The sequence below is a fragment of the uncultured Jannaschia sp. genome (assembly GCF_947503795.1).
GTDB lineage: Bacteria > Pseudomonadota > Alphaproteobacteria > Rhodobacterales > Rhodobacteraceae > Jannaschia.
In genome coordinates this window covers 1,393,031-1,410,417 of the sequence record NZ_CANNEZ010000001.1, presented here as the reverse complement: position 1 = coordinate 1,410,417, position 17,387 = coordinate 1,393,031, and the positions used below count along the sequence as shown (strand labels likewise).

Annotated in this window: 17 protein-coding genes; 10 read left to right on the top strand and 7 right to left on the bottom strand. The window is 67.5% G+C overall.

Annotation, left to right across the window (positions count from 1 at the left end):
* Positions 1-84: 84 nt before the first annotated feature.
* The 7 genes from trkA (at position 85) to tsf (ending at position 7,399) form a co-directional block, all read left to right on the top strand.
* Positions 85-1,470 (top strand): Trk system potassium transporter TrkA, encoded by a 1,386-nt coding sequence (gene trkA / locus Q0833_RS07475; RefSeq protein WP_298431950.1) that lies wholly within the window; start codon positions 85-87, stop codon positions 1,468-1,470.
* The gene (locus Q0833_RS07470; protein WP_298431947.1) at positions 1,470-2,981 is read left to right on the top strand and encodes a TrkH family potassium uptake protein; all 1,512 of its coding nucleotides are present in this window, start codon (positions 1,470-1,472) and stop codon (positions 2,979-2,981) included. Before trkA ends, Q0833_RS07470 begins: the two co-directional genes overlap by 1 nt.
* Before the next feature lie 127 nt (positions 2,982-3,108).
* Positions 3,109-3,357: an RNA chaperone Hfq gene (hfq, locus tag Q0833_RS07465; protein ID WP_298431944.1), complete on the top strand. Its 249-nt coding sequence runs from the start codon at positions 3,109-3,111 to the stop codon at positions 3,355-3,357.
* 64 nt (positions 3,358-3,421) lie between these two features.
* Complete coding sequence (hflX, locus tag Q0833_RS07460; RefSeq protein ID WP_298431941.1) at positions 3,422-4,738, top strand: GTPase HflX; 1,317 nt, start codon at positions 3,422-3,424, stop codon at positions 4,736-4,738.
* A 101-nt stretch (positions 4,739-4,839) separates the two neighbouring features.
* The gene (locus Q0833_RS07455; protein ID WP_298431937.1) at positions 4,840-5,397 is read left to right on the top strand and encodes a YSC84-related protein; all 558 of its coding nucleotides are present in this window, start codon (positions 4,840-4,842) and stop codon (positions 5,395-5,397) included.
* A gap of 223 nt (positions 5,398-5,620) precedes the next feature.
* Complete coding sequence (gene rpsB, locus Q0833_RS07450; RefSeq protein ID WP_298431934.1) at positions 5,621-6,445, top strand: 30S ribosomal protein S2; 825 nt, start codon at positions 5,621-5,623, stop codon at positions 6,443-6,445.
* A gap of 78 nt (positions 6,446-6,523) precedes the next feature.
* Positions 6,524-7,399, top strand: coding sequence for a translation elongation factor Ts (gene tsf, locus Q0833_RS07445; protein ID WP_298431931.1), 876 nt, complete (start codon positions 6,524-6,526; stop codon positions 7,397-7,399).
* Between the two features lie 260 nt (positions 7,400-7,659).
* Here tsf and Q0833_RS07440 read toward each other — a convergent pair whose 3' ends face one another.
* Entirely contained in the window at positions 7,660-8,427 is a 768-nt protein-coding gene (locus Q0833_RS07440) for a LuxR family transcriptional regulator (protein WP_298431928.1), read from the bottom strand.
* A 78-nt stretch (positions 8,428-8,505) separates the two neighbouring features.
* On the bottom strand, positions 8,506-9,369 hold the full coding sequence (locus tag Q0833_RS07435) for an MBL fold metallo-hydrolase (RefSeq protein ID WP_298431925.1): 864 nt from the start codon (positions 9,367-9,369) through the stop codon (positions 8,506-8,508).
* Positions 9,370-9,536: 167 nt separating this feature from the next.
* Here Q0833_RS07435 and Q0833_RS07430 point away from each other — a divergent pair, with 167 nt between their 5' ends.
* The 3 genes from Q0833_RS07430 to choV are packed head-to-tail and all read left to right on the top strand — an operon-like array spanning position 9,537 to position 12,330.
* Positions 9,537-10,457, top strand: a complete 921-nt coding sequence (locus tag Q0833_RS07430; protein ID WP_298431922.1) for a choline ABC transporter substrate-binding protein — start codon at positions 9,537-9,539, stop codon at positions 10,455-10,457.
* A 5-nt stretch (positions 10,458-10,462) separates the two neighbouring features.
* Entirely contained in the window at positions 10,463-11,299 is an 837-nt protein-coding gene (gene choW, locus Q0833_RS07425) for a choline ABC transporter permease subunit (RefSeq protein ID WP_298431919.1), read from the top strand.
* Entirely contained in the window at positions 11,296-12,330 is a 1,035-nt protein-coding gene (gene choV / locus Q0833_RS07420) for a choline ABC transporter ATP-binding protein (protein WP_298431916.1), read from the top strand. Before choW ends, choV begins: the two co-directional genes overlap by 4 nt.
* Here the strand turns inward: choV and phoB are convergent.
* The 5 genes from phoB to pstC are packed head-to-tail and all read right to left on the bottom strand — an operon-like array spanning position 12,315 to position 17,334.
* Positions 12,315-13,004: a phosphate regulon transcriptional regulator PhoB gene (gene phoB, locus Q0833_RS07415; protein ID WP_298431913.1), complete on the bottom strand. Its 690-nt coding sequence runs from the start codon at positions 13,002-13,004 to the stop codon at positions 12,315-12,317. The genes choV and phoB overlap by 16 nt on opposite strands.
* Positions 13,004-13,723, bottom strand: coding sequence for a phosphate signaling complex protein PhoU (gene phoU, locus Q0833_RS07410; RefSeq protein ID WP_298431910.1), 720 nt, complete (start codon positions 13,721-13,723; stop codon positions 13,004-13,006). The genes phoB and phoU overlap by 1 nt, the downstream gene beginning before the upstream one ends.
* A gap of 10 nt (positions 13,724-13,733) precedes the next feature.
* Positions 13,734-14,531: a phosphate ABC transporter ATP-binding protein PstB gene (gene pstB, locus Q0833_RS07405; protein ID WP_298431907.1), complete on the bottom strand. Its 798-nt coding sequence runs from the start codon at positions 14,529-14,531 to the stop codon at positions 13,734-13,736.
* A gap of 14 nt (positions 14,532-14,545) precedes the next feature.
* On the bottom strand, positions 14,546-15,889 hold the full coding sequence (pstA, locus tag Q0833_RS07400) for a phosphate ABC transporter permease PstA (RefSeq protein WP_298431904.1): 1,344 nt from the start codon (positions 15,887-15,889) through the stop codon (positions 14,546-14,548).
* On the bottom strand, positions 15,886-17,334 hold the full coding sequence (gene pstC, locus Q0833_RS07395) for a phosphate ABC transporter permease subunit PstC (RefSeq protein ID WP_298431901.1): 1,449 nt from the start codon (positions 17,332-17,334) through the stop codon (positions 15,886-15,888). Before pstC ends, pstA begins: the two co-directional genes overlap by 4 nt.
* Positions 17,335-17,387: the final 53 nt, after the last annotated feature.

Here is a 17,387-nt window from a genome sequence, read left to right as displayed (position 1 = left end):
CTTAGGCAACAGGCCCGCCCGCATTGACCGAACCGCGGGGCAGGCGTAACCCGGAGCCTCAGGAAACCGCGCCCGAGGGCATCCATGAAGGTCATCATCTGCGGCGCGGGCCAGGTCGGCTGGCAGATCGCACGACATCTCGCGGGCGAGCGCAACGACGTCACGGTCGTCGACAACAACCCCGACCTCGTCCACCGCGCCACCGATACGCTGGACGTACAAGGGATCACGGGCCATGCCTCCTATCCCGACGTGCTGGAGCGCGCGGGCGCCGAGGACGCGGACATGCTGATCGCGGCGACCCATTCCGACGAGGTCAACATGGTCACCTGCCAGGTGGCCCATTCGATCTTCACCGTGCCGCGCAAGATCGCGCGGCTCCGGGCGCAATCCTACCTGACCGCGATGCGCGCCGATCTCTACCGGCGCGACCACCTGCCGATCGACGTCGTCATCTCGCCCGAACGCGAGGTGGCCGAGGCCGCGCTCCGTCGCCTGCGCGCGCCCGAAGCCTTCGACGTCGAGGAGTTCATGGACGGCAAGAGCCAGTTCATCGGCCTCCATCTCGACGCCGACTGCCCGGTGCTCGACACGCCGCTCCGCCAGCTCTCGGAGCTGTTCTCGACGCTGCGCGCGGTGGTGGTGGGGGTCCGGCGCGCCAAGGGCGGCCGCCTGTTTGCGCCCGAGCCCGGCGACCAGCTTCAGGCCGGCGACCAAGTCTACATCCAGTGCCACACCGACGACCTGACCCGCACGCAGGAGATCTTCGGCAAGACCGTCCGCAAGCAGGAGCGCGTCGTCATCATCGGCGGCGGCAATGTCGGCCTCGCCGTGGCCGAGGCGCTGGAGGCCGCACCCGAGCGCATCCGCGCCAAGATGATCGAGAAGAACCGCAAATGCGCCGAACGCGCGGCCGAGGCGCTGGAGCGGACGATCGTGCTCTCGGGCGACGGGCTCGATATCGAGCTTCTGCGCGAGGCCAATATCGACCGGGCCGACGCCGTCCTGACCGTCACCGACGACGACAAGACCAACATGCTGGCCGCCGTCCGCGCGCGCGCCGCGGGCTGCGCCAAGACGATCGCGCTGGTCAACGATCCGACGCTGGTGCCGCTGCTAGGCCCGCTCCAGATCGACGCCTACGTGAATCCCCGCCAGACCACCGTATCCTCGATCCTGCGGCATGTCCGGCACGGGCGCGTGCGCAACGTCTATTCCGTGGGCGATAGCGAGGCCGAGGTGATCGAGGCGCAGGTCATGTCCACCTCGCCCATGGCGGGCCGCCAGATCCGCGACATCGGTTTTCCCGAAGGCGCGCTTGTCGGCGCGATCCGCAAGGCCGACGGCCGCGTCGTGCGCCCCGAAGGCGGCAGCCGGATCGACGAGGGCGACGTGGTCGTGATCTTCGCGCTCTCGGCGGACGTCCCCGAGGTCGAGCGACTGTTGCAGGTGCAGGTGGACTTCTTCTGATGGGTCGCCTGCTGGCGCGCGTCCCGCCGCTGGTGGTGCTTGCGATGATCCTTGCGGCGTCGATGTACCTGCTGGCGATCCACGCCGTTATCCGAGACGCCCACGCGGAATCGCGCGCCTTCTTCTACTGGGCCACGCTGCTTCTGGCGCTGCTGATCGGTCTCGCCGTCGCCACGGCCCGCGAGCAGTCGCGCAACGTGACGCGCAGCCAGCTCGTGGCGCTCCTGTCGGCCTACACCGTGCTGCCGGTGCTGGCGGCGTTCCCCGTCTCCGAGATCGTCGGCGATACCCGCTTCGTGAACGTCTATGTCGAGATGGTCGCCGCGGTGACGACGACCGGCGGCACGCTCTTCGCACCCGACCGCCTGTCCGAGAGCGTGCATCTCTGGCGGGCGATGGTGGCGTGGCAAGGCGGCCTGCTGATCTGGGTGTCGGCGGCCGCGATCCTCGCGCCGCTGGGTCTCGGCGGGTTCGAGGTCACGCGCGCCCAGACCGCAAGTGGGCGGGCGGCCGACATCCGCGTCGCCTCGGTCGAGCCGTCGCGCCGCCTGTCGCGCTCGCTGGCGGTGCTGGGCCCGATCTACGGCGGGCTGACGCTGGTCCTCTGGACCGTGCTCGTGCTGGCGGGCGAGGCGCCCACCCGCGCCGTCATCCACGCGATGTCGACGCTGTCGACCTCGGGGATCACGGCGGGCGGCGGCGTCGCCGAAAGCCCGGCGGGCCGTTGGGGGGAACTGGCGGTCTTCGCGTTCTTCGCCTTCGCCGTCACGCGCCAGACCTTTACCGCCGACCTTCACCGCGACCAGGTCGTCCGCCTGACGCAGGACCGCGAGGTGCGCATCGCGCTTGCCGTGGTCGCGGTCATCACGACGCTTCTGTTCCTGCGCCACTGGATCGGGGCCTTCGAGGTCGATGCCGTCTCGGACACGGGTGCCGCGCTCCGCGCACTCTGGGGGTCGGCCTTCACGGTCCTGTCGTTCCTGACGACGACGGGGTTCGAGAGCGCGGATTGGAACTCGGCCAAGTCGTGGTCGGGCCTCGAGACGCCGGCGGTCCTTCTGGCCGGGCTCGCGATGTTCGGCGGCGGGGTCGCCACCACGGCGGGCGGCGTGAAGCTTCTGCGGATCTACGCGCTCTATGCCCACGGCCGCCGCGAGATGAACCTTCTCGTGCATCCCCATTCGATCGCGGGCGGGCGGGGGGCGCAGCGGCACCTGCCATTCGCCGGGATCGAGGCCGCATGGATCTTCTTCATGCTCTTCGCGCTGACGCTGGCGGCCGTCACCCTGGCACTGGCTTTCACCGGGCTCGACTTCGGAACGGCCGTCATCATGGCGACCGCCGGGCTGGCCACGACCGGACCGCTGGCGCAGGTCGCCGGGATCGACCCACAGGGCCTGAACGCGCTGCCCGACGCGACCAAGGCCGTCTGGGCCGCAGCAATGGTGGTGGGACGTCTTGAGACACTGGCGCTCATCGCGCTCTTCAATCCGGATTTCTGGCGCGGTTGACCGCCGACGGGTGGGGGTCCACGTCAAAATACCACCGGAAGGGGTAGAATATTACCCGAACCCGTCCCATAACTCCCTCCAGACCCAATCAAGAGTTGCCCGAGAAGGGCACGGAGGACAGGAACTCATGGCCGACAAACAGAATCTCCAGGACGCGTTTCTCAATCACGTCCGCAAGACGAAGGTGCCTGTCACGATCTTCCTGATCAACGGCGTCAAGCTGCAGGGCGTCATCACGTGGTTCGACAATTTCTGCGTGCTTCTGCGCCGCGACGGCCAGTCGCAGCTCGTCTACAAGCACGCGATCTCGACCGTGATGCCGGCCCAGCCCATCAACCTTTATTCCGGCGAGGACGATTCTGGCGAATCCTCCTGAGCAAGGCGGCGCGGGCTTCTCGACCGAGGCGGTCCCGACCCGCGCGCTGATCCTGCATCCCGACATGCGCGGCGGCGACCGATCCGGCCGCGCGCCGGCCCTCGCGCTCGAAGAGGCGGTCTCCTTGGCACATGCGCTGCCTGGGCTCGACGTCGTGGACGCAATGACGGTGCGCCTGCCGAAGCCCCATCCGGGGCTTCTCTTCGGGACGGGCAAGGTCGAGGAGTTGCGCGCGCGGATCGAAGCCGACGAGATCGAGCTCGTGCTGATCGACGGCACGGTCAGTCCCGTGCAGCAGCGCAATCTGGAAAAGGCATGGCGGGTCAAATTGCTGGACCGCACGTCGCTCATCCTGGAAATCTTCGCCGATCGGGCCGCCACGCGCGAGGGCGTGCTTCAGGTCGAACTCGCCGCGCTCAGCTATCAGCGCACGCGCCTCGTTCGGGCCTGGACGCACCTCGAGCGGCAGCGCGGCGGGCTCGGCTTTGTCGGCGGCCCCGGCGAGACACAGATCGAGGCGGACCGTCGCGCGATCGACGAACAGATGGTCAAGCTGCGCCGCCAGCTCGAGAAGGTCGTCAAGACGCGCGAGCTGCACCGCGCCGCCCGCGCCAAGGTGCCGTATCCGGTCGTGGCGCTGGTCGGTTACACCAACGCGGGCAAATCCACGCTCTTCAACCGGCTGACCGGGGCGGACGTGCTGGCCAAGGACATGCTGTTCGCGACGCTCGACCCGACGATGCGTGCGATCGAGCTGGAGGGCGGTCTCGACGTGATCCTCTCGGACACGGTGGGATTCATCTCGGACCTGCCGACGCAGCTCGTCGCCGCGTTCCGCGCCACGCTCGAGGAGGTGCTCGACGCCGACCTCATCGTCCATGTCCGCGACATCTCGCATCCCGAATCCGAAGCGCAGGCCCGCGACGTCGAGGCAATCCTCGAGGCGCTCGGGACCGACGACGAGATCCCGCGTATCGAGATCTGGAACAAGGCCGATCAGCTCGATCCCGCCGACCTGCAGGCCGCCACGAACCTCGCGGCGCGACGGGACGACGTTTATCTCGCGTCGGCGCTAACGGGGCAGGGGCTGGACGCAATCCTCGACCGCGTCGAGACCGACCTGACCGAAACGCTGACCGAGGACGTGCTGTCCGTGCCCTATGCCGATGGGCGCGCGCGGGCCTGGCTCCACGAGGAAGGCGTCGTGCAATCCGAAGTCGCCCGCGACGAGACCGGCGCCGACATCTCCGTGCGCTGGACGGCCCGTCAGGCGGCGCGCTTCACCGCGGGCTTTCCCGCGCTGTCGGACGCCGCGCCGGAAACCGAGACGGACACCGAGACGGACGCCCCCGAAGCGACCCCCGGCGGTTGGACGCCCTGAGGGCGCATCGGTGGTGACAGAAGGGTGAGGCTTTGCTATCCTTCGCGCACGACCGGGGCAGCAAGACCTCGGCAGAGCAGACTTTGGACAGGACAGATCCCATGACCGCACTCACGCGTCGCCGCTTTCTCGCGGCCGCCTCCGCACCCGTGGCCCTCGCCGCGTGCGGCAACGGCGTCGGCTCGAACGGCGCCACCCGCATCGACCAGCGCGTCGATGCCGCTTTCAATTTCATGTACGACACGCTGCCGGACACCCAGGTTCTCGCGGGCAAGGCCGCGGGCATCCTGATGATGCCCGTCGTCACCGAGGGCGGGTTCTTCCTCGGCGGGGCCTACGGGCGCGGCGCGCTGCGCATCGACGGCGTCACGGTCGACTATTACTCGACCACGGCGGCGTCGGTCGGCCTGCAGATCGGCGGACAGCAGTACAGCCACGCGCTCTTCTTCATGACGCAGCCGGCGCTGTCGAACTTCCGCACCTCGACCGGCTGGACCGCGGGCGGCGACCTCGAATACGTCACGCCCAACAGCGCGGGCGCGCTGACGACGGACACCACGGCGCTCCTGACGCCGGTCGTCGCCGTCGTATTCGGGCAGGCGGGCCTGCTGGCCGGGGCGTCGCTCGAAGGCGCCAAGTACAACCGCATCATCCCCTGACCCGATGGGCGGGCCGCCCCCGGCCCGCCGAAATACGGTCGAGACGGAATCCGGGCGCATCCTTTGCGCCCGATCCCCTTGCGGCGGGCGGAATCATCCCGTAAGCGAGCGGCACTTCACAGGCGGGGGCGGGCCTCCGGGGGAGACATCCCCGACAGGTCCACCGGTTGGCCATATGGTCGAAACCCCCGCCGAGGCACAAACCGGAAAGGTTACGAGAAACATGGCTTTGCCTGAATTTTCCCTGCGTCAGCTCCTCGAGGCCGGCGTGCACTTCGGCCACCAGACCCAGCGTTGGAATCCCCGGATGGGCCCGTATATCTACGGCGCCAAGAACGGTATCCACATCCTGGACCTGACCCAGACGGTTCCGCTTCTGGATCAAGCCCTTACGGTCGTTCGTGACACCGTGGCCCGCGGCGGCCGCATCCTCTTCGTCGGCACCAAGCGCCAGGCGCAGAAGCCGATCGCCGACGCTGCCGAGCGCTGCGCGCAGTACTACATGAACCACCGTTGGCTGGGCGGCACGCTCACCAACTGGAAGACGGTCTCGAACTCGATCAACCGCCTGAAGTCCATCGATGAAGCGATGGAGCAGGGCTTCGAGGGGCTGACCAAGAAAGAGCGTCTCGGCATGGAGCGCGACCAGGGCAAGCTGCAGGCGTCCCTCGGCGGCATCCGCGAGATGGGCGGTCTGCCTGACCTGATCTTCGTGGTCGACGTCAACAAGGAAGACCTCGCCATCGCCGAAGCCAAGAAGCTGGGCATCCCGGTCGTCGCGGTCGTCGACACCAACTGCTCGCCCGATGGCGTGGACTACATCATCCCCGGCAACGATGACGCGGCGCGCGCCATCGCGCTCTATTGCGACCTCGTGGCCCGTGCGGCGCTCGACGGCATGAGCGCGCAGCTCGGCGCCGCCGGCGTCGATATCGGTGCCATGGAAGAGGGCGCCACCGAGGAGGCCGTCGAGGCCGCCCCCGCCGAGGAGGCCGCCGAGGCCCCCGCGGACGCGGCCCCGGCCGAAGAGGCTGCCGCCGAAGCCTGATCGCTTCGACGTCAAACACTTGCGGGGCGCGGTTCACGTAACCGCGTCCCGATGACCACATTCACAGGAGACGAAATCATGGCGATCACCGCGAGCATGGTGAAAGAGCTGCGCGACACGACCGGCGCAGGCATGATGGACGCCAAGAAGGCGCTGACCGAAACCGATGGCGACATGGAAGCGGCCATCGACTGGCTGCGGACCAAGGGCCTGGCCAAGGCCGCGAAGAAGTCGGGCCGCACCGCCGCCGAGGGCCTCGTGGCCGTCGCCGTCAAGGACGGCACGGGCGTCGCGGTCGAGGTCAATTCCGAAACCGATTTCGTCGCCAAGAACGCCGATTTCCAGAAGATGGTCTCCGAGATCACGCAGACCGCGCTGGCCGTTCCGGATCTGGGCGCGCTGACGGCGTTCGAGATCGGCGGCAAGTCGATCGAGGCCATCGTGACCGACAAGATCGCGACCATCGGCGAGAACATGACCGTGCGCCGCATGGCCAAGCTCTCGGGCGACGCCGTGACCTCCTATGTGCACAACGCGGCCGCCCCCGGCATGGGCAAGATCGGCGTTCTGGTCGCGCTGTCGGGGGCCAATGACGCCTTCGGCAAGCAGGTCGCGATGCATGTTGCGGCCGTGAACCCGGCCTCGCTGTCGGAAGACGATCTCGACGCCGCGATCGTCGAGAAGGAGCGTCAGGTCCAGATCGACATCGCCCGCGAGAGCGGCAAGCCCGAGCAGGTCATCGAGAAGATGATCGAGGGCCGGATGAAGAAGTACATGTCCGAGGTCACGCTGCTGAACCAGCAGTTCGTCGTGAACCCCGACCTGACCGTCGCACAGGCCGCGGCCGAGGCCGGTGTCTCGATCACCGGCTTCGTCCGGCTGGAAGTGGGCGAGGGCATCGAGGTCGTGAAGGAAGATTTCGCCGCCGAGGTCGCCAAGGTCGGCCGAGCCTGACCCACTGATATCGTTGGAGGATTTGGCGGCGCCGGGGTCACACTCGGCGCCGCCCGTACGTCTGGCCCCTTGGGGAGGGAGAGGCGGGGCCGCAGTCGACGACGGACGAAACCATGCCCGCCGCCGCGTCAGACCGAACGGTGGCCACGCGTAACGATGCGCGCCGACCCGCCGGGGTGTCCTTCGGGGCGAACGGCCCCGATCTCACCGGACGGGTTCAGCATGACGCTAGGGAAGCGATGGCCCAAGTCAGGGATTCCTTACCCCGCGTCGGCATTCTCGTAGCGGAAGACCTGATTCTGGATCGTGGCCTTGCGGATGGCCTGCGCCGTGGTCTCGACGTCGAGGGCTTCGCGCGCGAGACGCATGTGTTTCTCGACCGTCGCCGCCGTCAGACCCAGCACCTGTGCCACGTCCTGCGCCGTCTTGCCGTCAGCCACCAGCTCCAGCACCTCGCGCTGGCGCAGGGTCAGCGCGTGGCCATGCTCGCCATAGGGCAGGGACAGGATCACCAGATGCGCGACGTTGTTGAGAAGCTCAATCTCGTCGCCCTTGTCCTGCCAGAGGGCATCGACCGCCTCTTGGGTCATGGTCGTCGAGGCCAGTCCGATCCCGTGCCCGGTGCGCGGCGACACCCGCGGAAAGCTGATCCCGTAGCCCGCGTTGACGCCGTGGCGACGATTGAACTCCATCACGCGAAGCTCTGCAGGCGAGAGCTTGCCCGCCTTGGCATCGGTCAGGATCTCGGACCAGCTCATCACGCCGACGTTCTGCATCGCCCAGCGGACAAGCGGCGCATCGCGGAAGAGATCGGACTCGAGATACCCTTGGGTGAATTCGCGCGGATGGTTGGTCAGGATCAGCGCGTCGCGCAGGTCGCCCATGCCGTTATCGGTGCGGAAGCGCGTCGCGGCGTAGAGACAGCGATCGAACCCGTAGGTCGCCATGCGCGCGGCGTGGGCGTTCCAGACCTCTTCCAGCTCCGTCAGCCGGGTCAACGACAGAAGATAACGGTCGAGATCGTCCATTCGGGCTCCGCACGGCTCAGGCCGCGCCAAGTTACGAACACGCCGCATCGGAGTCGAGGCGCAACCGGGGGAGGGTGGTCAGAGCGGGATCGACAGCCCGTCCGAGGCGACCGTCAGCCGTCCGTCGTAATGCGGCGTGACGGCGGCCTCGAAATCATCCCGTCCGATCTCCGGGTCATCCGCCGGCACCAGGTGATGCAGGACCAGATGGCGCACGCGCGCGCGGGTCGCGAGCCGTGCGACATCGGCGGCCTCGGTATGGCTGGCCATGATATGCGCCTTCAACCGCTTGCCGTTGCCGGTCTTGGCCACCAGCCGGTCGATCCCGCGCTCCAGCATCGCCTCGTGGATCAGGATGTCGGCGTCGCGTGCGAAATCCTCCAGCGGCGGGAATGGCGCGGTATCCGCGCTGAAGACGACACGCCTTGTCGCGCCGTCGAAGCGGAGCGCGAAGCAGTCGGTGACGGGCGGATGGTGAACACGGAGCGCTGCGACCTCGAGGCCCGGCACGTCGAGCGGGCCTTCGGCGATCTCGTGGATCGTGACGAGGTCGCGCATGTCGGGGCGGCCTTCGTCGGCGATGCGCAGGTCGATATCGTAGGCCAGCGACGCGAGGAACCCGTGCCAGAGCGCGTCGAGGCCCGGCGGCCCGTAGATCGCCACAGGTGTCGACCAGCCGCTGGTCCAGGCGGTGTGGAGCAGCGGGCCGAGTTCGAGAACATGGTCGCTGTGAAGATGGGTGATGAAGATCAGGTCGAGCCGCTTGAGATCGAGGCCGGCTTCGACCAGTCCGCGCGTCGCGCCGAGCCCGCAATCGACCACGCAAGCGCGCCCGTCGATCTGAAGGAGTGACGCGGTCGGGTTCGGACCGCCACGCCGGATCGCGGGGCCGCCCTTGGAGCCGAGGATCACGAGACGATCTGATGCGCTGGCGTCGGTCATCGCGTATGGATAGCAGGGCGCCGCAGCCCGGCAAGCGGTTCCACCGGTGTATCTGTATTTTACATAATTCCGGTTAACGGACTTATACACGCACGAAGGGCCCCGTGTTGCGTCCCGCCCCCCGATGGCGTCTAGTCGCCGCAAAACGCATCAACGGGAGAACTCACATGCTTCGTCTGACCCTCGGCGCCTCGGCGCTGGCCCTGACCGCCGCAAGCGCGGCCGCCGAATGCTCCACGGTTCGCTTCTCCGATGTCGGTTGGACGGATATCACGGCCACGACCGCCGCCGCGACTGTCGTGCTCGACGCGCTCGGCTATGAGACCGACGTCAAGGTCCTGTCGGTGCCGGTGACCTACACCTCGATGGCCGAAGGCGATATCGACGTGTTCCTCGGCAACTGGATGCCCACGATGGAAGGCGACATCGCCCCCTACCGCGAGGCCGGGACGGTCGACACGGTGCGCGCCAACCTCGAGGGCGCCAAGTACACGCTGGCTGTGAACTCCGCCGCGCAAGCTCTTGGTATCAATACATTTGCCGATATCGCCGCGCAGACCGACGCGCTCGACGGCAAGATCTACGGGATCGAGCCCGGCAATGACGGCAATCGCCTGATCCAGTCGATGATCGACGGCGACGCGTTCGGCCTGTCCGGCTTCGAGGTGGTCGAAAGCTCCGAGCAGGGCATGCTGGCGCAGGTCGACCGCCTGACCAAGCGCGACGAGCCGATCGTCTTCCTCGGGTGGGAGCCGCATCCGATGAACGCGAATTTCGACCTCACCTATCTCGAAGGCGGCGACGAGTTCTTCGGCCCTGATCTCGGCGGCGCGACGGTCTATACCAACACCCGCGCCGGGTATGTCGAGGAATGCCCGAATGTCGGCGCGCTCCTCCAGAACATGGAGTTCACGCTCGCGATGGAGAACGAGATCATGGGCGCCATCCTCGATGACGGCGCCGATCCCGAGGAGGCCGCGTCCGCCTGGATCTCGGCCAACATGGACGTGCTCGGGGGCTGGCTCGACGGGGTGACGACGCTCGATGGCGGCGATGCGACCGAGGCCGTGACGGCCGCGCTGAACTGATCGGCATGGACTGGCTGACCGAGACCAAGATCCCGGTCGGCCGGACCGCCGCCGCGATCTTCGACTGGCTTCAGGAGAACGGCGCCTGGTTCTTCGACGGCCTCGCCATCGCCATGGAGGCGATGATCGACGCGATCCTCTGGGTGCTCCAGACGCCGCCGCCGCTTCTGGTGGTGGCGGTCTTCGTGGCGATCACCTGGGGCCTGCGCCGGTCGTGGAAGCCGTGCCTGCTGGTGGCACTCGGGTTCCTCTTCATCCTCAACCAGGGCTACTGGGAGGAAACGACCGAGAGCCTGACGCTCGTCCTCTCGGCCTGCGTCGTCTGCATGGCCGTGGGCGTGCCCATCGGTATCGCGGCCGCCCATCGCCCGCGCCTCTATGCGGCGATGCGGCCCGTGCTCGATCTGATGCAGACGCTGCCGACCTTCGTCTACCTCATCCCGGCCATCGTCTTTTTCGGCATCGGCATGGTGCCGGGCCTGATCGCCACGGTGATCTTCGTCCTGCCCGCGCCGATCCGCCTGACCTATCTCGGCGTCAGCTCCACCCCCCTGCCCCTGCTTGAAGCCGCGCGCGCCTTCGGGGCGACGGCGCAGCAGGTCCTCTGGAAGGTCGAGCTGCCCTATGCCGCGCCGCAGATCATGGCCGGGCTGACCCAGACGATCATGCTCTCGCTGTCGATGGTGGTCATCGCGGCACTGGTGGGCGCGGACGGCCTCGGGGTGCCGGTGGTCCGCGCGCTCAACCAGGTGAACACCTCGCTCGGCTTCGAAAGCGGGATCGTCATCGTCGTCGTCGCGATCATGCTCGACCGGATGCTGAACCGGGGGGCCGCGAAATGACCGAACCCGCTGTCCGACTGGACAACGTGTCGATCGTCTTCGGGGACAAGCCCGAGGCGGCGCTCCCCCTGATGGACGAGGGCCTCGACCGGAGCGAGATCCAGTCGCGCACCGGCCAGATCCTCGGGGTGCATGATTGCAGCCTCGACATCGCGCCGGGCGAGATCGTGGTCCTGATGGGCCTCTCGGGGTCGGGAAAGTCGACGCTGCTGCGCGCGGTGAACGGGCTGAACCCCGTCGTGCGCGGCCGGGTCGTGGTGCGCGACGGCGACTGGTCCTGCACCCTGCCCGAGGCCGACGCCGCCGATCTGCGCCAGGTGCGGCGCGAATGCGTGTCGATGGTGTTCCAGCAATTCGGCCTTCTTCCGTGGCGCACGGTGCGCGACAATGTCGGCCTCGGGCTGGAGCTTGCGGGCATGTCCAAGGCGGAGATCACCAAACGGGTGGACCGGCAACTGGAGCTTGTGAGCCTCGGCGACTGGGGCGACCGCAAGGTGGCCGAACTTTCCGGCGGCATGCAACAGCGGGTCGGGCTGGCCCGTGCCTTCGTGACCGACGCGCCGATCCTCCTGATGGACGAGCCCTTTAGCGCCCTGGACCCCTTGATCCGGTCGCGACTGCAGGACGAACTGTTGGAGCTGCAGAGCCGGCTGCAACGCACGATCCTCTTTGTCAGCCACGACCTCGACGAGGCGTTCAAGCTGGGCAACCGCATCGCGATCATGGAAGGCGGGCGCATCATCCAGTGCGGCACCCCGCAGGAGATCATCGCCGCCCCCGCCAACGCCTATGTCGCGGATTTCGTGGCACATATGAACCCGCTCGGGGTTCTGACGGCCGAAGACGTGATGAGCACTGCCGGCTCCATCGACGGCACGACCGCCCTGCCCCACGACACCTCGCTCGACGCGGTGATGGCCGCCGTACGCACGGGTCCGGTCACGGTCACGCGCGACGGTGCGTCCGTGGGGCGCGTGACAGCGGACGACGTGCTGCGCGCCCTGACCGAACGGGCTCAGCCGAGCGCGTAGCCCGCGCCCCGCACCGTGCGGATCGGATCGGCCTGCCCCTCGGCGACGCGCAGCGCCTTGCGCAGCCGCCCGACATGGACATCGACGGTGCGGCTGTCGACATAGACGTCGCGGCCCCAGACCCGATCGAGAAGCTGGTCGCGGGACCAGACGCGGCCGGGCCGTTCGAGGAAGGTCGTCAGCAGCCGGAATTCCGTCGGGCCCAGATGCAGCTCCTCGCCGCCCCGGAAGACGCGATGCTCGACCGTGTCGATGGCGACGTCGCCATGCTCCAGCCGCTCGCCCACGCTAGCGGGGCGGACGCGGCGAAGCTGGGTGCGGATGCGGGCCATCAGCTCAACCACGGAATAGGGCTTCACCACGTAGTCGTCGGCCCCCGTCTCGAGGCCGCGCACGCGGTCCACCTCCTCGGAGCGGGCCGAGATCATGATGACGGGAATCGACCGCGTATCGGCGGCGGATTTCAGGCGGCGACAGACCTCGATCCCCGACACTTCGGGCAGCATCCAGTCAAGCAGGATCAGGTCCGGCGCGTCCTCGCGCGCAAGATCCATGGCCGCATCGCCCGACGTCGCCTGACGCACCTCGTAGCCCTCGGCCTCGAGGTTGTAGACGAGCACCTCGCGCTGCGGGGCCTCGTCCTCGACCACCAGGACGGCGGGGCGGGCCGACATCAGCCCGCGGTGCCGCCCGCGGGACGGCTCGTGATGTCGGCCTTGGTGCGATCCTCGTCGGGCATGTCGCCGGTCACGAGGTAGATGACCTGCTCGGCGATGCCGGTCACGAGGTCGCCCATCCGCTCGATGTTCTTGGCCATGAAATGCAGGTGCATGCAGGCCGTGATGTTGCGCGGATCTTCCATCATGTGCGTCAGGTATTCGCGGAAGAGGCCGTTATACATCTGGTCCACCTCCTCGTCGCGGGCGCGCACGTCGGCGGCGAGATCGGCATCGCGCTGGATATAGGCGTCCAGCACGTCCTTCAGCATCATCTGCACGGCCTTGGACATCCGCTTGAGGGACGCCTCGCTGCCATCGACGGTGTGCAGCTCCATGATGATCTCGGTGCGTTTGGCCATGTTCTTGGCGTAGTCACCGATCCGCTCCAGCGCAGCCGAGATGCGGAACACGGTCAGCACGGTGCGCAGATCGGTCGCGATGGGCTGGCGCAGCGCGATGACGCGCGCGGCCTCCTCGCTGACATGCTGCTCCATGGCGTCGATGGCCTTGTCGCCGCGCCGAACGCGGTCGGCCAGTTCGGCGTCCCCGTCGGCCAGCGCATCGGTCGCCTTGGCGATGGCGTCCTCGACCTGGCCGCCCATCTTCATGATGAGTGCCTGGATGGCTTCGAGGTCGCGGTCGAAGGCCGTGGCGATGTGGTTCGATTGGATCATGGGATGCTCCTCAGCCGATCCGGCCGGAAATATAGCTCTCGGTGCGGGGATCTTCAGGCGAGGTGAAGATCTGGCCTGTCTCGCCGTATTCGACGAGGCTGCCGAGATGGAAGAAGGCGGTCTTCTGGCTGACCCGCGCGGCCTGCTGCATCGAGTGCGTCACGATGACGACCGAATAGTTCTGGCGCAGCTCGTCGATCAACTCCTCGACCTGCGCGGTGGCGATGGGATCGAGAGCCGAACAGGGCTCGTCCATCAGCAGGATCTCTGGATTGGTGGCGACAGCGCGCGCGATGCAGAGACGCTGCTGCTGCCCGCCCGAAAGCCCGGTGCCGGGCTGTTGCAGGCGATCCTTCGCCTCGTCCCAGAGGGCCGCGCGGCGGAGCGAACGCTCGACGATGTCGTCGAGGTCGGACTTGTTCGACGACAGACCGTGGATGCGCGGGCCGTAGGCCACGTTGTCGTAGATCGATTTCGGGAACGGGTTCGGCTTCTGGAACACCATGCCGACCTTGGCGCGCAGTTGAACCGGGTCGACGCGCCTGTCGTAGATGTCCTCGCCATCGATGCGGATGTCGCCCTGGACCCGTGCGATGGGGATCGTGTCGTTCATCCGGTTGATGCAGCGCAGGAAGGTCGACTTGCCGCAGCCCGAGGGGCCGATGAACGCCGTCACGGTTTTGTCCGCAATGTCGACATCGACATCCTTGATCGCGTGCGTGTCGCCGTAGAACACCTGCACGCCGCGCGCCGTGATCTTGTTTTCGCCCTGGTCCACGGCTCTCTCCGTCAGTCGCATGTCGTTCATCATACCGCTCCCGTCTACCACCGCCGCTCGAACTTGCGGCGCAGGAAGATGGCCGTCAGGTTCATCAGAAGCAGGAATGCGAGCAGCACGATGATCGCGCCGCTTGCGCGCTCCACGAAGGCGGGGTCCGACCGCTGGGTGAAGTTGAAGATCTGGACCGGCAATGCGGTCGCCGGATCGAACAGGCCCTCGGGCGGGCCGGCCGGGTATTCGCGCACGAAGGCCACCATCCCGATCAGGAGAAGCGGCGCCGTCTCGCCCAACGCCTGCGCCAACCCGATGATCGTACCGGTCAGGATGCCTGGCATCGCGAGCGGCAGGACGTGGTGGAACACCGACTGCATCTTCGACGCGCCGATCCCCAGGGCGGCGTCGCGGATCGAGGGCGGCACCGATTTCAGCGACGCGCGCGTGGCGATGATGATCGTCGGCAGCGTCATCAACGTCAGGACGAGGCCACCGACGATGGGCGCCGATTGCGGCAGGCCCGCGAAGTTGATGAAGATCGCGAGGCCGAGGATGCCGAAGACGATCGACGGCACGGCGGCAAGGTTCGAGATGTTCACTTCGATCAGGTCGGTGAAGCGGTTCTGCGGCGCAAATTCCTCGAGATAGATCGACGCCGCGACGCCGATGGGCAGCGCCAGTACGAGGACGATCAGCATCATGTAGAGCGAGCCGATGATTGCGACGCCGAGGCCCGCGGCTTCGGGGCGCGTAACGGAGGCGTCGGGGGCGGTCAGGAAGCGCCAGTTGAAGCCCGTCTCCATCAGGTCCGCGGCAACCAGGTCTTCGGCCAGTTGCAACTGCGCGGGGCTCACGTTCTGGTCCAGCTCGGCCGTCGCATAGGTCACGCGGCCCTTGAAGAAGCCGTCGATCCGCCCGTTGGCCAGCACTTCGACCGGGATCGTCTCGCCCAGTAGATCGGGATTGGCGAGGACGTAGTTGCGAAGTTGGGCCACGCTCTCGTCCGAGATGAGGTCGGCAGCCTCACCGGCGTCAAGCTCGGTCTCGATCCCCGCGGCGGCGAGGGTCGACTCGAAGCCGTCGCGCAGCAGCGGCGCATAGCCGAAGGTCGTGACCTTGGCCATCTCCTCGGGGTCGCGATTGCCGGTCGGGTCGAGGCGTTCGGCCACCAGCGGGACCATGATTTCGATCGTGGTCTGGCGGAAGGCCGAAAGCCCGTTCGACAGGATCGATGTCAGCAGCATGATGAGCATCAGCACGCCGATACAGACCGCCGTCAGCCCGTAGGCCCGGAACCGCTTCTCGGCGGCGTTGCGCTTCGCCGTGCGCTTGTCCTGCCCCAAGAGGCTGCCCTCCCCGGCGCGGGAGGCGGGCGCGGTCGCGTCGGTCATTCGTATTGCTCCCGGTAGCGGCGCACGATGAAGAGCGCGAGGACGTTCAGCCCCAGCGTAATGACGAAGAGCGTCAGCCCGAGCGCAAACGCCACGAGCGTCTCGGGCGAGGCGAAATCGGTGTCGCCCGTCAACTGGCTGACGATCTTGACGGTGACGGTTGTCATTGCCTCGAACGGGTTGAGATCGAGCCGGGCCGCGGCCCCTGCCCCGAGGACCACTATCATCGTCTCACCGATGGCGCGCGATGCGGCCAGAAGCACCGCGCCGACGATGCCGGGCAAGGCGGCGGGCACGATGACCTGACGGATCGTCTCGGACGGGGTGGCCCCGAGACCCAGCGAGCCGTCTCGCATCGTCTGCGGCACCGCGTTGATGATGTCGTCCGAGAGCGAGGAGACGAAGGGGATCAACATGATCCCCATCACGAGCCCCGCCGTCATCACCGAGGACGCCGAGTTGCCCAGACCCAGCGGCGACGCGATGGCGTCGCGCAGGAGCGGGCCGACCGTAATCAGCGCGAAGAGGCCGTAGACGATGGTCGGGATGCCCGCGAGGATCTCGATCAGGGGCTTGGCGATGCTGCGGAACCGCTTGCCTGCGTATTCCGACAGGTAGATCGCGGCGAAGAGCCCGATGGGCACTGCGACGACGAGCGCGATGAAGCTGATGTAGAGTGTGCCCCAGAGAAGCGGCAGGATGCCCAGCTCGGACGCGCCGCCCCGGCCCGAGAAGCTGGGCGCCCAGTTGGTCGAGAAGAAGAACTCCAACGCCGGATACTGCCGGAAGAAGTTCATCGTCTCGAAGAGCATCGAAAGTACGATCGCCACGGTCGTCAGGACGGCGATGGAGGCGGCGGCGATCAGCAGGACCAGCACGCCACGTTCGACCACGTTGCGCGCGCGGAACGCCCCGTTCGACATCCGCCACGCGATGGCCGCGCCGATCAGCGCGACGGCGAGGACCGCGACGATCATGATGCCGCGGAGCCAGGCGCGGGCGCCGCGGTAATCCTCGGCCGCCGCCACGATTTCGGGCGTCAGTGTCGCACCGAGCGCTGTGCCGCCGTCCTGGATCGTGGCCGCAAGCGCGTCGAGATCCTGGCCCGCGAGCGCGCCCTGATCGGGCACCGCGTCGAGCCCGTCGGCCACGCGACGTATGTCGGACATCACGAGCCCGATGGTGCTGCCTTCGGGGATGGCGGCGGTCGGGAAATCGGCGGCAATAGACCGCTCCAGCACGAGGGGCTGCACGATCAGCCAGAGCACGAGCAGACCGAGTGCGGGCAGCACCGCGGTCAGGAGGCCGTTCATGCCGTAATAGGTCGGGAGGGAGTGGAGCCGCCGGGCGTCGCCGTCGACCGAGCCGAGCGCGCGGCTGCGGGCCAGGACGAAGGACGCGGCCCCGAGAATGGCGAGGATCAGTAGGATCGTCGTCAGCGACATGTCAGCTGCCCCCAGGCCTTACGTGGTGGACCGGGGCGTCGCCGCCCCGGTCC

Bases quoted from the DNA above. Each gene is read 5' to 3' on its own strand.
- pstB (WP_298431907.1), bottom strand. From the start codon at position 14,531: ATGAACGACATGCGACTGACGGAGAGAGCCGTGGACCAGGGCGAAAAC.
- Q0833_RS07440 (WP_298431928.1), bottom strand. From the start codon at position 8,427: ATGGACGATCTCGACCGTTATCTTCTGTCGTTGACCCGGCTGACGGAG.
- Q0833_RS07470 (WP_298431947.1), top strand. From the start codon at position 1,470: ATGGGTCGCCTGCTGGCGCGCGTCCCGCCGCTGGTGGTGCTTGCGATG.
- trkA (WP_298431950.1), top strand. From the start codon at position 85: ATGAAGGTCATCATCTGCGGCGCGGGCCAGGTCGGCTGGCAGATCGCA.
- phoU (WP_298431910.1), bottom strand. From the start codon at position 13,723: ATGATCCAATCGAACCACATCGCCACGGCCTTCGACCGCGACCTCGAA.
- rpsB (WP_298431934.1), top strand. From the start codon at position 5,621: ATGGCTTTGCCTGAATTTTCCCTGCGTCAGCTCCTCGAGGCCGGCGTG.
- Q0833_RS07430 (WP_298431922.1), top strand. From the start codon at position 9,537: ATGCTTCGTCTGACCCTCGGCGCCTCGGCGCTGGCCCTGACCGCCGCA.
- pstA (WP_298431904.1), bottom strand. From the start codon at position 15,889: ATGACCGACGCGACCGCGCCCGCCTCCCGCGCCGGGGAGGGCAGCCTC.
- Q0833_RS07435 (WP_298431925.1), bottom strand. From the start codon at position 9,369: ATGACCGACGCCAGCGCATCAGATCGTCTCGTGATCCTCGGCTCCAAG.
- pstC (WP_298431901.1), bottom strand. From the start codon at position 17,334: ATGTCGCTGACGACGATCCTACTGATCCTCGCCATTCTCGGGGCCGCG.
- Q0833_RS07455 (WP_298431937.1), top strand. From the start codon at position 4,840: ATGACCGCACTCACGCGTCGCCGCTTTCTCGCGGCCGCCTCCGCACCC.
- choW (WP_298431919.1), top strand. From the start codon at position 10,463: ATGGACTGGCTGACCGAGACCAAGATCCCGGTCGGCCGGACCGCCGCC.
- tsf (WP_298431931.1), top strand. From the start codon at position 6,524: ATGGCGATCACCGCGAGCATGGTGAAAGAGCTGCGCGACACGACCGGC.
- hfq (WP_298431944.1), top strand. From the start codon at position 3,109: ATGGCCGACAAACAGAATCTCCAGGACGCGTTTCTCAATCACGTCCGC.
- phoB (WP_298431913.1), bottom strand. From the start codon at position 13,004: ATGTCGGCCCGCCCCGCCGTCCTGGTGGTCGAGGACGAGGCCCCGCAG.
- choV (WP_298431916.1), top strand. From the start codon at position 11,296: ATGACCGAACCCGCTGTCCGACTGGACAACGTGTCGATCGTCTTCGGG.
- hflX (WP_298431941.1), top strand. From the start codon at position 3,422: ATGCGCGGCGGCGACCGATCCGGCCGCGCGCCGGCCCTCGCGCTCGAA.